Raw genomic sequence first — 14,102 nt, 5'->3', positions numbered from 1 at the left:
AGCTGGCTTGCCTGCGATGGGCTGCGCAGCAGCCCCAATCAGTGTGACATCACTCTTAAGTGAACAGCATTACCAGTGGGAGCGGCCTTGTGTCGCGAAAGGGTCGCAACGCGACCCCATTGGCCCGACACTGCTACTCCGGCAACTGCACCTGCGGCTTGGTCGCGGCAAAGATCGCCCAGCTCGACACGAACAACGCCGCGATCAACGGCCCGATCACGAAGCCGTTGAGCCCGAACACCGCCAGCCCGCCCAGCGTCGACACCAGGATCAGGTAGTCCGGCATGCGCGTGTCCTTGCCCACCAGGATCGGCCGCAGCACGTTGTCCACCAAACCAATCACCAACACCCCGAACGCGGTCAGGACCACCCCCGGCAGTATCGCCCCGGTCAGCAGGAAATACGCTGCCACCGGCGCCCACACGATCCCCGCGCCCACCGCCGGCAGCAGCGACAGAAACGCCATCAGCACCGCCCACACCAGCGCGCTGGGAATATCCAGCACCCAGAAGATGAAACCGCCCAGCGCCCCCTGGGTAATGGCCACCAGCACGTTGCCTTTCACCGTCGCCCGCACCACGCGGTTGAACTTCAGTTGCAGGCGGCGCTTCTGGTGCTCGGGCAGCGGCACGGCCAAGCGCACCCGACGGGCCACCTCCGCGCCTTCGCGCAGGAAGAAGAACAGCAGGTACAGCATGATGCCGAAGCTGACCAGGAATTCGAACGTGCCCTGGCCAAAGCTGTACGCCTGGCTGGCCAGCACCTGGCTGCCTTGGGTGGCCCACTTGGTGATCTTCTCGCGCAGCCCGTCGAGGTTGCCCATGCCCATGCTGTCCAGGCCACGCTGGGCAAACGCCGGGAGCATGTCCTTGCCGCGCTCGACATAGCCGGCGATGTCCAGTTGCCCGCTCTCGATGCGTTGGTACAGCGTGGCACCTTCCTGCACCAGCAGCACGCTGGTGATGATCACCGGCAAAATCGCCACCAGCAGGCACACCAGCAAGGTCGTGGCCGCAGCCAGGTTGCGCCGGCGCCCAAATCGCATCAGCAGGTGCCGCTGCAGCGGGGCAAACAGGATGCCGAGTATCACCGCCCAGAAGATCGCGCCGTAGTACGGCAGCAGGATCCAGACAAAGGCGATGGTCACCAACGCCAGGAGTACTGCCAAGGCTTTGTTCTGTAGCGCGGTTTCGTTCATCGCGGGTCCTCGCATGGCTTCTGGATATTAGTACGCAGCGCCTGGGCAAAAGTGCCACCACGCCTTTGACGCAAATCAATACGCGCCTTGTCCGCCAGCGCTAGCATCCGCGCCTTTTGCCCCGGTGCGCACATGAACCCTATCGCCAAGCCCGAATTGCTAGCCCCCGCCGGCACCCTCAAGACCATGCGCTACGCCTTTGCCTATGGTGCCGACGCGGTCTACGCCGGCCAGCCGCGCTACAGCTTGCGGGTGCGCAACAACGAATTCGACCATGCCAACCTGGCGCTGGGCATCCAGCAGGCACATGCCCTGGGCAAGCGTTTCTACGTGGTGGTCAACATCGCCCCGCACAATGCCAAGCTCAAGACCTTCCTCAACGACCTGGCGCCGGTGATCGAGATGGCGCCGGATGCACTGATCATGTCCGACCCCGGCCTGATCATGCTGGTGCGCCAGCACTTCCCGCAGATGCCGATACACCTGTCGGTGCAGGCCAACACGGTCAACTGGGCCAGCGTACAGTTCTGGCAGCAGCTGGGCCTGAGCCGGGTGATCCTGTCGCGGGAGCTGTCGCTCGAAGAGATCGAGGAAATCCGCCAGCAGGTGCCGGGCATGGAGCTGGAAGTGTTCGTCCATGGCGCGCTGTGCATGGCCTACTCCGGCCGTTGCCTGCTGTCGGGCTACCTCAACAAGCGCGATGCCAACCAGGGCACCTGCACCAACGCCTGCCGCTGGAAGTACGACGCCGCGCCAGCCACCGAGAACGCCACTGGCGACATCGTGCGCGAGGTGCAACCGACCCTGGGCCTGGGCGCCCCCACCGAACAGGTGTTCCTGCTGCAAGAGAGCAACCGCCCCGGCAGCGAAATGCCGGCATTCGAGGACGAGCACGGCACCTACATCATGAACGCCAAGGACCTGCGCGCCATCCAGCACGTCGAGCGCCTGGCCGGCATGGGCGTGCATTCGCTGAAGATCGAAGGCCGCACCAAATCGCATTTCTATTGCGCCCGCGCGGTGCAATCGTACCGCCAGGCGATCGACGACGCCGCGGCCGGGCGGCCGTTCGACCGCACCCTGATGGGCAACCTCGAATCCCTGGCGCAACGCGGCTACACCGAAGGTTTCCTGCGCCGCCACGTACATGACGAGTACCAGAACTATCAGCGCGGCAACTCGGTGTCCGAACGCCAGCAGTTCGTCGGCGAGCTGACCGGTGTGCGCGTCGATGGCTTGGCCGAGGTCAAGGTGAAGAACCGCTTCGCCGTGGGTGACCACCTGGAACTGATGACCCCGCGCGGCAACTACCATTTCGACCTGCACCGCCTGTGCGACCGCCAGCAGCAGGCCATCGACGTGGCGCCGGGCGACGGCCATGTGGTGTACCTGCCCATCCCGGAACAGGTCGCGCTCGACTACGCCCTGCTGATGCGCGACCTCAGCACCGACGAGGTGGCAAGCTGACAACGCTGTAATGTGCGCCTCAGCTGCCTGACAGGCGCCAGCGGCGAACATCGTGGCCGCCTTGCTCGAAATCTGGAGGCTTGCGCAATCTTTGGGGGAGCTGAAGGCAGCTTACGCTATGCTGCTGACCAATCGCTGGATACTGGAACCGACCCTGGAAGGCAACCTCTACGGCCGCAACGATGCCAAGCGCGAGCAAGGCGCGCGAAGATCTCGGTCAGACCGCCTGGTCGCTGGTATCCGCCTGCGTTTCTGAAGGAGTGCTTCACCATGCTGCGCAAACACTTGCTGCCCCTTGGCCTGCTGGCCATCACTGGCCTGGCCCAGGCCGCCGAGACCATCGACGTCTACCGCGACCCCAACTGCGGCTGCTGCAAGGCCTGGATCAGTCACCTGCGCGACAACGGCTTCACCGTCAACGACCACGTCGAGCCGAACATGAGCGCGGTCAAGCAACGCCTGGGCGTGGCGCCGCGCCTGGCGTCGTGCCACACCGGGGTGATCGACGGCAAGTTCGTCGAAGGCCACGTGCCGGCCGAGCAGGTACGCCTGCTGGCCAAACGCAGCGACCTCAAGGGCCTGGCCGTGCCGGGCATGCCCATGGGCTCGCCCGGCATGGAAATGGGTGACCACAAAGATGCCTACCAGGTCATCGGCGTGACCCTGGATGGCCAGGACAGCGTGGTCGCCAACTACTGATGCTCAGCCTGGGCTGGCTTCACGCCTGGTAACACCTTTCACGTTCCAGGCGTGCCACTGGCTGTTACAGTCGCCCATTCCCACATGGCCCTACACGGAGTCCCCCCATGCTGCGCGCAACCGCCCTGGCCCTGGCCTGCCTTGCCGGCAGCCCGGCCTTCGCCGCCGAATCGCCCACCTATGGCCCCCAGCTCGAAGGCTTCAGCTACCCGCACCCGCTCAAGCATTTCGATTTCTCGTCCCAGGGTCAAACCCTGCAGATGGGCTACATGGACGTGCCCGCCCAAGGCCAGGCCAACGGCCACAGCGTAGTGCTGATGCACGGCAAGAACTTCTGCGCCGCCACCTGGGAAACCACCATCGACGCCCTGAGCAAAGCCGGCTACCGGGTCATCGCCCCCGACCAGGTCGGCTTCTGCAGCTCCAGCAAGCCGGCGCATTACCAGTACAGCTTCCAGCAACTGGCGGACAACACCCATACCTTGCTCGAACAACTGGGCATCAAGCAGGCCATCGTGCTCGGCCACTCCACCGGCGGCATGCTCGCCACCCGCTACGCGTTGATGTACCCGCAGCAGGTGGAGCGCCTGGCGATGGTCAACCCGATCGGCCTGGAAGACTGGAAAGCCCTGGGGGTGCCCTACCGCACCGTGGACCAGTGGTATGCCCGCGAGCTGAAGCTGGATGCCGAGGGCGTGCGCGAGTACGAACGCAAAACCTACTACGCCGGGCGCTGGAAGCCGGAGTACGAGCGCTGGGTGCAGATGCTGGTGGGTCTGAACAAAGGGCCGGGGCATGAAGCGGTGGCGTGGAACTCTGCGCTGATCTACGACATGATCTTCACCCAGCCTGTGTACCACGAGTTCAAGGACCTGCAGATGCCGACCCTGCTGCTGATCGGCGACAAGGACACTACTGCCATCGGCAGTGATATCGCGCCACCGGACGTGAAGGCCAAGTTGGGCAAATATGCGGAGCTGGGGCCGCGGGTGGCAAAGCTGATCCCCAAGGGTGAGCTGATCACCTTCGAAGGCATGGGGCATGCGCCACAGATCGAAGAGCCGATGCGGTTCAACCGCACACTGGTCGAGTGGCTCGGGCGGTAAGCCCTGGATTGGGGCGCTTTGCGCCCCTGTGGGCTGCGCTATCGCGCAGAGAACTCAATTCGTAAGCGCGACGCGGCCTCTGTGGGAGCGGGCGTGCCCGCGAAGAATCCAATGCGGTGCATGGCACCGGCTGCGCCGGTGTTCGCGGGCAAGCCCGCTCCCACAGGGATCGCGCAAGCTTTTCTTTGAGCAAGGCAGTTGAGTTGAGCCCACTGGCCTCTCTACATTTTCCAGATCTGCGCCTCGGTCCAGCCCAACTCGGCAAAGTCCCGCGCCCGCAACCCAGCCTCTTCCTCACAGAAAAATTCATCCAGCTGCGGTGGCCGTACCGCCGTGTCACTGAGCATCGCGTGCACCTGCCCACGGTGATGCATCTGGTGCTCGAACAGGTGCGCCAGCAAGCGCAACCGCTGCTCACGCTGCACTCGCTCGGGCCGCACGATGCTCACATAGCGTCCCAGGTCGTCGTCGCGCAGCCCCCGACAATAAGCGATCAGCCGGTGGTCGGCCTGGGCTTGCTCGGCATGCAGGTCGGTGCAGGTGGCAAACGGCTGCTCCGGGTCGAAGAAGCGCTCGCCATCGGCATCGGGCTGCTCGCCACGTTGCTCGCACTCGAGCATATGCAGGTAGAACCAGTCCACCGTCAGCAAGTGGTTGAGGGTGGCTTTGATCGACGGGAAAAAGCTGCAGCGCGGGGCGACGAATTCGTCCTGGCTCAGTTGCAGGCAGGCCTTGTACAGACGGTGGTTGGCCCAGCCATTGTTGTAGGCCTGGGTCAGCAGATGATGCGACAGCGGCTCCATGGGTCGGCTCCTTGTCAGGCGAAGCGTTGCAATTGCATCTCCCGTAGCCGGCTCAAGGTCCGTTGGTACGGGAACGCCAGATACCCTTGAGTGTAGAGGGCATCGAGCGGCACCTGCGCCTCCAGGTACAACGCTATCCGGCGGTCGTAGCATTCGTCGACCAGGGCAATGAAACGGCGCACCGCATCGTCCTTGGGTGACAGCGCCGGCAGTTGGCGATCGCCGGCCACCACCCGCGCCGCGCCATCCTCGGTGCCGCGGGCGATACGACCAGCCCGTTGCTCACCACCCAGCGCCGGAATGCCCGACACCAGAATGGCGCGAAAACGGTCGCACAGGGCCATGAACTCCATGGCCGCCAGCGGTTGTTCGCAAAGGTCGGCAAAGCGGCACCAGATGGCATGCTCGCTGCGCCGTACCACCTGCACCTGCCTTGAGCCGATGGCCAAAGGCTGATCGCTGCCAGCGTCATCTGGACTGAGCTGCCGGAACACCTCGCCCAACGGGCTGGGCTGCCCCGCTTGCGCCACCCAGTAACGCTGCCGTTCGGCACCTGGGTGCAGGCGATGATCCTGCTCGCCAGCCACCGGCAATACCTGCATGTGCCGCTGGATAGCGGCGATGGCGGGCAGAAAACGCTCGCGGTTGAAACCGTCGCGGTAGAGCTGCTCGGGTGGCTGGTTGGAGGTGGCGACGATCACCACGCCATGGTCGAACAGCACCTGGAACAGGCGGCCGAGGATGATCGCGTCACCGATGTCGTTGACGAACAACTCGTCGAAGCACAGCACGCGGATCTGCCGGGCCAGCTCGCCGGCCAGCGCCAACAGCGGGTCGGCGGTGCCGTTGAGCTGGAACAGGCGCTGGTGCACCCAGGCCATGAAGTGATGGAAGTGCTGACGCCGGCTGGGTACGCGCAGGCAGCGGTGGAACTGGTCCATCAACCAGGTCTTGCCGCGGCCGACCGGGCCCCACAGGTAGATGCCCGGGATGACGCGGCCCTGTTCGACTGCCTGGAAACAGCCCTGCAAGGCCTCGACGGCGCGGGCCTGGGCCGGGTCAGCGACAAAACCCTGGGTGCTCAGGGCTTGCTGGTAGAGGGAGTGGGGGTCGATAGTCATGCGGCATTATCTGCAGCGGCCTCATCGCCGGCAAGCCGGCTCCCATAGGGATTGCATCAGGGCTGACAGATGCTGTGGCAAGCACCTGGCAACCCTGATGCCCTTGCCAGAAACCATAGAATCGCCCACAGGGATTGCACATGGCTTGAGGGCAATGCGGTCGAGGTGGGAGCTGGCTTGCCGGCGATGAGGCCGGTGCAGGCAACCTTTGCCTCAGCCCTCGGCCAATCCTACTTTCAGCAACTTGCCGTCCTTGTCGTCGGTCAGCACATACAGGTACCCGTCCGGCCCCAACCGCACATCGCGAATACGCGCCTTCAATTCGCCCAGCAAACGTTCCTCATGCACCACCTTGTCGCCGTCCAGTTGCAGGCGGATCAGCTCCTGGGTGACCAGCGCGCCAATGAACAGATTGTGGTCCCAGGCCTTGAAGGTCGGGCTGTCGTAGAACGCCATGCCGCTGATGCCTGGCGACTTCTCCCACACATGGTGTGGGTCGACCATACCCTCCACGTGCTTGCCCTTGGCCTCGGGTATCGGCAACAGCGAGTAGTTGACGCCGTGTGTCGCAATCGGCCAGCCATAGTTCTTGCCGGGTTCGGGGATGTTGATCTCGTCGCCGCCGCGCGGGCCATGTTCGTGGGTCCAGAGCTTGCCGGTCCAGGGGTTGAGCGCGGCGCCTTGCTGGTTGCGGTGGCCGAACGACCAGATCTCCGGCCGTACGTTGTCCTTGCCGACGAAGGGGTTGTCCTTGGGCACCTCGCCGTCCGGCAGAATGCGCACGACCTTGCCTTGCAGCTTGTCCAGGTCCTGGGCAGTCGGGCGCTGGTTGTTCTCGCCCAGGGCGATGAACAGGTAGCCGTCGCGGTCGAACACCAGCCGCGAACCGAAGTGGTTGCCCACCGACAGCTTGGGCTGCTGGCGGAAGATCACCGTGAAGTTTTCCAGCCGGGCACGGTCCTCGGACAGCTGCCCACGGCCGACCGCGGTACCCGCCTTGCCATCACTACCCTCCTCGGCGTATGACAGGTACACGGTGCGATCCTTGCCGAACTCCGGCGACAGCAGCACATCCAGCAGGCCGCCTTGGCCCTCGGCCCAGACCTTGGGCACGCCGCTGATGGGCGGGCCAACCTTGCCTTCGGCGTTGACCACTCGCAGGTTGCCGGCGCGCTCGGTCACCAACATGTCCTTGCCGCCCGGCAGGAAGGCCAGCGCCCAGGGGTTGCGCAGGCCGTCGGCCAGGGTGCTGACGGTCAACGTGCCTTCTTCACTGCGAAACTGCTGTTCGGCCGCTGCCTGCGCCAACAACGGCAGCAGTGCAGCGGCGGTCAGGGAGACTAGCCAGGTAGCTCGGGACATGCGGGATTCCTTTCTACAAGAGATTTCGAAGAGGATTCACGGCGCGCGTGGGTTGTCGCGCGGCGGCCGGGCGGGTTCCAGGTTCGGGGTTTGCTGCTGGCGACGCAGGTTGTCGCCGTTGCCGATACCGCGGTTGTCCAGGGTGGGGGGACGCTGGTAAGGGTCGGTGGACGGGCCGCGTACGGGGGGCGTGGCCGGCATGCTGCCCTGGCGGCTGTTGGGGTTGGCGCGCTGGATCGGGCTGTTGTAGGGGTTGTTGTTGCCAGCGGCGAGTTGCAAGGGTGACTCGGGGCCAGCTTGCGCGGGCAGGCACAACGCCAGGCCGAGGGCCAGGATAGGCAATGTCGGGGTCATGCTTCACCTCCTGTACGAAAATGCCGCGCCTGGTGGGTTTGATAGCCTAAGGCGCGAAGGGTTCGCGGCAAAAGTGTGAATGCGGGTGGAGATAATTCCTGATGTTTCAGTATGAGCCTTGGAGGGCTGCTTTGCAGCCATTCGCGGCGGTCCGCCGCGAATGAGCCAAACGTCTACTGGCCTTTGTCCACCTTGTGCCGCGCCGCATACAGGCACAGCATCTCCATCGCCAGGGTCGCCCCCGCCAACGCGGTGATATCGGCATGGTCATAGGCCGGCGCCACTTCCACCAGGTCCATGCCCACCAGGTTGATGCCGCGCAGCCCACCCAGAATTTCCAGCGCCTGCACCGTGCTCAGCCCGCCACATACCGGCGTACCAGTCCCTGGCGCATAGGCTGGGTCAAGACAGTCGATATCGAAGGTGAGATACACCGGCCGCTCACCTACGCGCTGGCGGATCGCCGCGATCACCGCCTCGGTACCTTGGCGGTGCACCTGCCGGGCGTCGAGGATGGCAAAACCCTGGCTGTCGTCGTTGGTGGTGCGCAGGCCGATCTGCACCGAGCAAGCCGGGTCCACCAGGCCTTCACGTGCGGCATGCCAGAACATGGTGCCATGGTCGATACGCTTGCCCTCCTCGTCCGGCCAGGTGTCGCTGTGCGCATCGAAGTGGATCAGTGCCAGTGGGCCATGGCGGCGGGCATGGGCCTTGAGCAGCGGATAGCTGATGAAGTGATCGCCGCCCAGGGTGAGCATGGCGCAACCCGCTTCCAGGATATGCGCGGCGTGGGCCTCGATGCTGTCCGGCACCGACTGCGGCGTGCCACTGTCGAAGGCGCAGTCGCCATAGTCGATCACTGCCAGGTGGTCGAACGGGTCGAACGCCCACGGCCAGTGCCGGGCCCAGGCCTGCTGCACCGAGGCAGCGCGAATCGCCCGCGGGCCGAAGCGCGCGCCAGGGCGGTTGCTGGTGGCGGTATCGAACGGCACACCACTGACCACCACATCCACCCCACGCAAGTCGCGGCTGTAGCGGCGGCGAGAGAAGCTGGTAATGCCGGCGTAGGTACTTTCTGCGGCAGTGCCATACAGGCTGTCGCGGGTCATTGCCTGGTCGTTGCTTGCGGCTTGCTCCACGGTTGGGCTCCTTGGTCGTTATGGGTTACTGCCGGGTGCGGAAGGCGGTCCACAGGCGGTTGCGCTGGCGCAGATCGGCCAGGGCCATGCTGCGGTCGGCGAACAGGCGTTGGCGCACCTCGGCAGGCGGGTAGATGTCCGGGTCGTTTCGCACCGCCTCGTCCACCAGCGGCGTGGCCGCCTGGTTGGCATTGGCGAAAAACAGCGTGTTGGTCAGCGCAGCCACCGATTCGGGCTTGAGCATGAACGCGATGAACGCCCGCGCTGCCTCGGGATGCGGGGCGTCCTTGGGAATAACCAGGTTGTCCTGCCACACCAGCGTACCTTCACGGGGGATGCGGTAGATCAGCTTGAACGGTTTGCCGGCATGGCGCGCCTGGTCGGCAGCCATCGCCGCATCGCCGTTGTAGGTCAGCGCCAGGCACACGCTGCCGTTGGCCAGGTCGTTGATCTGCCGGCCATTGGCGACATAGCTGATCGACGGCTGCAACTGACTCAGCAAGGCCTGCGCCGCGGCGAGGTCGGCCTTGTCCTGGCTGTAAGGGTCCTTGCCCAGGTAGTTCAGGGCCACGCCGATCACCTCCTGCGGCGAGTCGGGCATGGCGATGCCGCAGTCCTTCAGGCGGCTGGCATACTCAGGCTTGAACAGCAGGTCGAGGCTGTCCAGCGGCACATCACCCAGGCGCTGGCGCACCGCCTCCACATTCACCCCCAGGCCCAGGGTGCCCCAGGTGTACGGCACAGCGTAGCGGTTGCCGGGGTCAGCCTCGGCCAACTTGGCCAGCAGGTCCTTGTCGAGGTTGGCGTAGCCGGGCATGGCCTGGGCATCCAGCGGCTGCAGGGCATTGGCCTTGAGCGCCCGGGCCAGCACGGTCGACGATGGCACCACCACGTCGTAGCCACTGCCACCGGTCAGCAGCTTGGTTTCCAGCACTTCGGTGGTGTCGAAGGTGTCGTAGCGCACCTTGTAGCCCGTCTCCCGTTCGAAGCGCTGGAGGGTTTGCGGGGCGACGTAGTCCGCCCAGCTGTAAAGGTTGACGACCTTTTCTTCAGCCTGCAGTGGCAAGGCCAGGACCAGGGACAGCAGGCACAATGATCGACGCATGGCGGACACCTCGGCAAATGGGTGGATGCCGCGAGGATGCCAGCCGGGTTACATTGCAGGAATGGCAAGTTTGCAAAGCTGACATTCTTCAGGAGCAATGTGATGCTCGGACAAGTGCACGACCCCGACCTGCACCTGCTGCGGCTGTTCGTCACTGTAGTCGAGGCCGGTGGTTTCAGCGCCGCCCAGGGCGTACTGGGCCTGAGCCAGCCCACCATCAGCCAGCGCATGGCGCAGTTGGAAACACGCCTGGGCTACCGCCTGTGCAGCCGCGGCAAGGGCGGCTTCCACCTGACGGAAAAAGGCGCGTTGCTACTGGACGCAGCCCGTGGGCTGCTGCTGAACATCGAGCAGTTTCGCCAGCAGGCCAATGGAGTTGGCGGGCGGCTGTTGGGGAGCGTGCGTATCGGCATGGCAGAAAACCAGGACAAGGCGGTGAGCCTGAAGCTGGCGACGGCCATTGCGGCGTTTCGCACGCGAGAAGAGTCGGTGCAGCTGGAACTGATCAGTGCGCCGCCAGCGGAGCTGGAGCGGCAGTTGCTGGAGCAGAAGCTGGACTACGCCATCAGCTACTTCTCCGGTAATCAGGCAGCGTTTGATTACCGGCCGTTGTTCGAGGAGCGGCAGCGGCTGTATTGCGGCAAGGGGCATATTCTGTTCGGCACATCCGGCGTCGAGCGGGAGCAGTTGCTCGACATGGACCAAGTGCGTCACCCCTACCGGTTTCTCAAAGGCGGTGAACCGTTCCAGAGCCAGCGCAGCATGGCGGTGGCGGAACAGATCGAGAGCGTGCTGGCATTCATTCTGTCGGGGCGGCATATCGGTTATCTGCCGTGCCATTGCGCGCAGGGGTGGGAGACTGAGGGGCTGTTGTGGGCGCTGGATCCGGGACTGGATTTTGTCGTGCCGTTTACCCTGGCCAGGCACCGGGCGCAGATAGTCGGTGAGGCACAGCAGGCGTTTGCGCAGGATTTGCTGGCGGCGTTTGCCTGAACAACAACCCTGAGGCATGCACGGCCCCTGTAGGAGCGGCCTTGTGTCGCGAAAGGGGTGCGCAGCGCCCCCAGGATTTCAGCTCCGCAGCACATATTGCTGGGGCCGCTTTGCGGCCCTTTCGCGACACAAGGCCGCTCCTACAGGAGGCCAATCCAACCCTTTGGATCAGGGTCAGTAAGCCAGGCTCCAGGTCAAGCTGTAGGTGCGCCCGCGCCCCTGGTAGTCATACAGGTATGCCGGCCCGTAGGTCGGCGAATAGAACAGCGTCGCGCGCTGCCCCCAGACCGTGCTGTACTGCTTGTCCAGCAGGTTCTGGATGCCGGCGCTGAAGGTACCGAAGCCGGTGTCCTGGCTGGCCAGCAGGTCGAAGGTGGTGTAGCCGTCGATTTCGTGGTCGGCATCGTCCTTCAGGCTGAATGCATGGTTGGCCTGCAGCCGTGCGCTGCGGCCATCGCCCTTCCAGCCGACGAACGCGGTAGCCTTGGACAGCGAGGCGTAGCGGGCATCGCGCTTGATCCAGCCACCATCGACGTCTTCTTCCTCGGAGCGGGTCAGGTGCAGGGTTCCTCCCGCCTCCCAACCCGTCTGGAAGTGCCGGGTCAGTGCGCCTTCAAAACCGAAGTCACGGCTCTTCTGCTCTTCCACGTCGATGTTCAAGGTTTGCGAATCGACATTGATGATCTTGTCCGACCAGATGTAGTACAGCGCCGCCTGGGCATCCCAGTCCAGGTCGGCATAGCGCCAGCCCAGTTCCACCTGGCGGCTCTTGATGCCGGCCAGCGGGTTATCGGCCACGCTCAGGCCCGGCTTGCCGTAGTACTTGGCCGGGTCCGGCAGGTCGAAGCCTTCGCCATAGTTGGTCCACACTTGGTGGCCATTCTTGAAGTCGTAGATGGCGCCAACGTTGAACAGGTTGACCTGGTAGTCGTTGCTGCCGCCCGGCACGCCCTTGAAGTCGCTGACGTCGACGTCCATCTGCTGGCGCCGGGCGCCGCCGGAGAAGGTCAGGTTATCGGTGGCATGCCAATCCAATTGGGCATACACCGACACGCCATCGACCCGGTAGCTGGGGTAGCGCGGGGCCTTGCTGTCCTTCTCCATCTCCAGGCCACCCGATTCGGAGGACGCCAGAGCGTTGAAGGTGGTCTGCTCGGCATTGAAGCGCTCGCGGTCCAGGTCAACCCCGTAGGTCAACTTCAGCGTGTCCCACTGCTTGGCGAACAGGCCCTTGAGGCTGGTGACCTCGAAGTTCTGCTGCGAGGCGGCGAAGTACACCCCGCGCGAACCGGTAGGCGTGGCGCGGTTGTAGTACGGGAATGGGTAGAAGTTGTCGTCTTCCTTGCGGTACGAGGCCTGCAGGTAGAAGTCCTGGCCCAGCACGTCGGTGTGGTGGTAGTTGGCGTTGAGCAGCAGGCGCCGGGTACGCGGCTCCAGGTCCGACGAGTAGCCGCTGCGCAGCTCGGCATCTTCCAGGTCGGACGGGGCGTTGTAGTTCAGGTGGGGAAAGTAGATGCCAGTGCTGCCATGGTTGCCCGAATCGTAGTACTGGGCCAGCAGGTCGAGGCTCTGCTCGTCGTTGAACTGCAACCCCAAGGTACCGAGCACGTCGATGGTGCGGTTGTACTGCAGGTCGGTCTGGGTGTTGTCGATGAAGATCTGGTCGCCAGCGCCATCGTAAAAGGCTTCGTTCTGCTCGCCGGAGATGCCCAGGCGGGCGTTGACCCGCTCGTTGCCGCCGCTGATCGACTGGGCGATACGGGTGGCCAGGTCGTCGCTGTTGTTGAAGCCGCTGCTGGCACCCAGCTGGGTCTCGAAACGCGCCGGGCCGGGTTCGCCCTTCTTGGTCACGATATTGATGATACCGCCAGTGGCGCCGCCGCCGTAGATGGCACTGGCGCCGGACAACACTTCGACACGTTCGACGTTGAACGGCGAAATGCTGTCGAACTGCCGCGACAGGCCACGCGAGCTGTTCTGGCTGACCCCGTCGATCATCACCAGCACGTTGCGCCCACGCATGTTCTGGCCGTAGTTGGTACGCCCTTCAGGTGCCAGGTCGAGGCCTGGCACCAGTTTGCCAATGGCTTCCTTCAGGCTGACGCCGCTGTCGATCTGCTCACGCAGCTGCTGCTGGTCGACCACCCAGACGGTGCCGGGGATTTCACTGATCGCGGTGCTGGTCCGCGAGGCCACGCTGACCTCGATCGGCTTGAGGTTGACCGCCTGCGGCGCCGCCTCGGCCTTGCGCAATGTCACTGTCCGGGCGTCGCTGAAGTGCCAGCTCATGCCGCTGCCAGCCAGCAACTGTTGCAGGGCCTGTTCGACGCTGTAGCTGCCGTGCAAGGCCTGGCTGGCCTGGCCGGCGACATCGCTGGTGGTGTACAGCAGGTGCAAGCCCGCCTGGTCGGCGAATGCGGTCAGGGCCTGGTCCAGGGGCTGGGCCGGCAGGTCGAGTTGTACCTGGCGGGCCTGAACCTGAGCCTGTTCGGCAGCGGTCGAGGCCCATGCCTGCAGCGGGCCGGCCAGCATGGCGAGGGCACTGCAGGACATCAGGGCATGGTGAAGAGGACCGCAGCGGCGGTGCAAAGGCTTGAGCTTCAGAGGCACGTATGAGCTTCCAGACAAGTCGTAAATGAGAATGGGTTGCTGATCAGTCCCACTACGACGATCTGGCTTGCAGGAACTTGCAGTGCCAAATGGAAAATATTTTCATTTTTCCTGTACCGGCCTCTTCGCGGGTAAACCCGCTCCC

13 protein-coding genes are annotated in these 14,102 nt (G+C 64.3%); 5 read left to right on the top strand and 8 right to left on the bottom strand.

Annotation, left to right across the window (positions count from 1 at the left end):
• Window positions 1-133: 133 nt before the first annotated feature.
• The gene (locus TZ03_RS23300) at window positions 134-1,198 is read right to left on the bottom strand and encodes an AI-2E family transporter (protein ID WP_051100711.1); all 1,065 of its coding nucleotides are present in this window, start codon (window positions 1,196-1,198) and stop codon (window positions 134-136) included.
• Between the two features lie 132 nt (window positions 1,199-1,330).
• On the opposite strand from TZ03_RS23300, the gene yegQ reads away from it, so the two are divergent.
• The 4 genes from yegQ to TZ03_RS23285 all read left to right on the top strand — a co-directional run bounded on the left by yegQ (window position 1,331) and on the right by TZ03_RS23285 (window position 4,470).
• Window positions 1,331-2,665: a tRNA 5-hydroxyuridine modification protein YegQ gene (gene yegQ / locus TZ03_RS23295; RefSeq protein WP_051100710.1), complete on the top strand. Its 1,335-nt coding sequence runs from the start codon at window positions 1,331-1,333 to the stop codon at window positions 2,663-2,665.
• Between the two features lie 118 nt (window positions 2,666-2,783).
• Entirely contained in the window at window positions 2,784-2,921 is a 138-nt protein-coding gene (locus TZ03_RS32070) for a copper resistance protein B (RefSeq protein WP_082056701.1), read from the top strand.
• A gap of 14 nt (window positions 2,922-2,935) precedes the next feature.
• Window positions 2,936-3,364 (top strand): DUF411 domain-containing protein, encoded by a 429-nt coding sequence (locus TZ03_RS23290; protein WP_051100709.1) that lies wholly within the window; start codon window positions 2,936-2,938, stop codon window positions 3,362-3,364.
• Window positions 3,365-3,471: 107 nt separating this feature from the next.
• The gene (locus tag TZ03_RS23285) at window positions 3,472-4,470 is read left to right on the top strand and encodes an alpha/beta fold hydrolase (RefSeq protein ID WP_051100708.1); all 999 of its coding nucleotides are present in this window, start codon (window positions 3,472-3,474) and stop codon (window positions 4,468-4,470) included.
• A 221-nt stretch (window positions 4,471-4,691) separates the two neighbouring features.
• Here TZ03_RS23285 and TZ03_RS23280 read toward each other — a convergent pair whose 3' ends face one another.
• The 6 genes from TZ03_RS23280 to TZ03_RS23255 form a co-directional block, all read right to left on the bottom strand.
• Window positions 4,692-5,273, bottom strand: a complete 582-nt coding sequence (locus TZ03_RS23280; RefSeq protein ID WP_051100707.1) for a DinB family protein — start codon at window positions 5,271-5,273, stop codon at window positions 4,692-4,694.
• A gap of 14 nt (window positions 5,274-5,287) precedes the next feature.
• Window positions 5,288-6,394, bottom strand: coding sequence for a cell division protein ZapE (gene zapE, locus TZ03_RS23275; protein ID WP_051100706.1), 1,107 nt, complete (start codon window positions 6,392-6,394; stop codon window positions 5,288-5,290).
• 213 nt (window positions 6,395-6,607) lie between these two features.
• Window positions 6,608-7,756, bottom strand: a complete 1,149-nt coding sequence (locus TZ03_RS23270; RefSeq protein ID WP_051100705.1) for a PQQ-dependent sugar dehydrogenase — start codon at window positions 7,754-7,756, stop codon at window positions 6,608-6,610.
• Between the two features lie 36 nt (window positions 7,757-7,792).
• Entirely contained in the window at window positions 7,793-8,110 is a 318-nt protein-coding gene (locus tag TZ03_RS23265; RefSeq protein WP_051100704.1) for a hypothetical protein, read from the bottom strand.
• 173 nt (window positions 8,111-8,283) lie between these two features.
• Window positions 8,284-9,249 (bottom strand): agmatinase, encoded by a 966-nt coding sequence (gene speB, locus TZ03_RS23260; RefSeq protein WP_051100703.1) that lies wholly within the window; start codon window positions 9,247-9,249, stop codon window positions 8,284-8,286.
• Window positions 9,250-9,274: 25 nt separating this feature from the next.
• Window positions 9,275-10,354, bottom strand: coding sequence for an extracellular solute-binding protein (locus tag TZ03_RS23255; protein ID WP_051100702.1), 1,080 nt, complete (start codon window positions 10,352-10,354; stop codon window positions 9,275-9,277).
• A gap of 102 nt (window positions 10,355-10,456) precedes the next feature.
• On the opposite strand from TZ03_RS23255, the gene TZ03_RS23250 reads away from it, so the two are divergent.
• The gene (locus TZ03_RS23250; RefSeq protein ID WP_051100701.1) at window positions 10,457-11,347 is read left to right on the top strand and encodes a LysR family transcriptional regulator; all 891 of its coding nucleotides are present in this window, start codon (window positions 10,457-10,459) and stop codon (window positions 11,345-11,347) included.
• Between the two features lie 174 nt (window positions 11,348-11,521).
• On the opposite strand, the gene TZ03_RS23245 is transcribed toward TZ03_RS23250, so the two are convergent.
• On the bottom strand, window positions 11,522-13,900 hold the full coding sequence (locus tag TZ03_RS23245) for a TonB-dependent siderophore receptor (protein WP_051100741.1): 2,379 nt from the start codon (window positions 13,898-13,900) through the stop codon (window positions 11,522-11,524).
• Window positions 13,901-14,102: the final 202 nt, after the last annotated feature.

The organism is Pseudomonas sp. 10-1B (assembly GCF_000935045.1).
Taxonomy (GTDB): Bacteria; Pseudomonadota; Gammaproteobacteria; order Pseudomonadales; family Pseudomonadaceae; genus Aquipseudomonas.
This window is presented reverse-complemented; position numbering and strand designations above follow the sequence as displayed.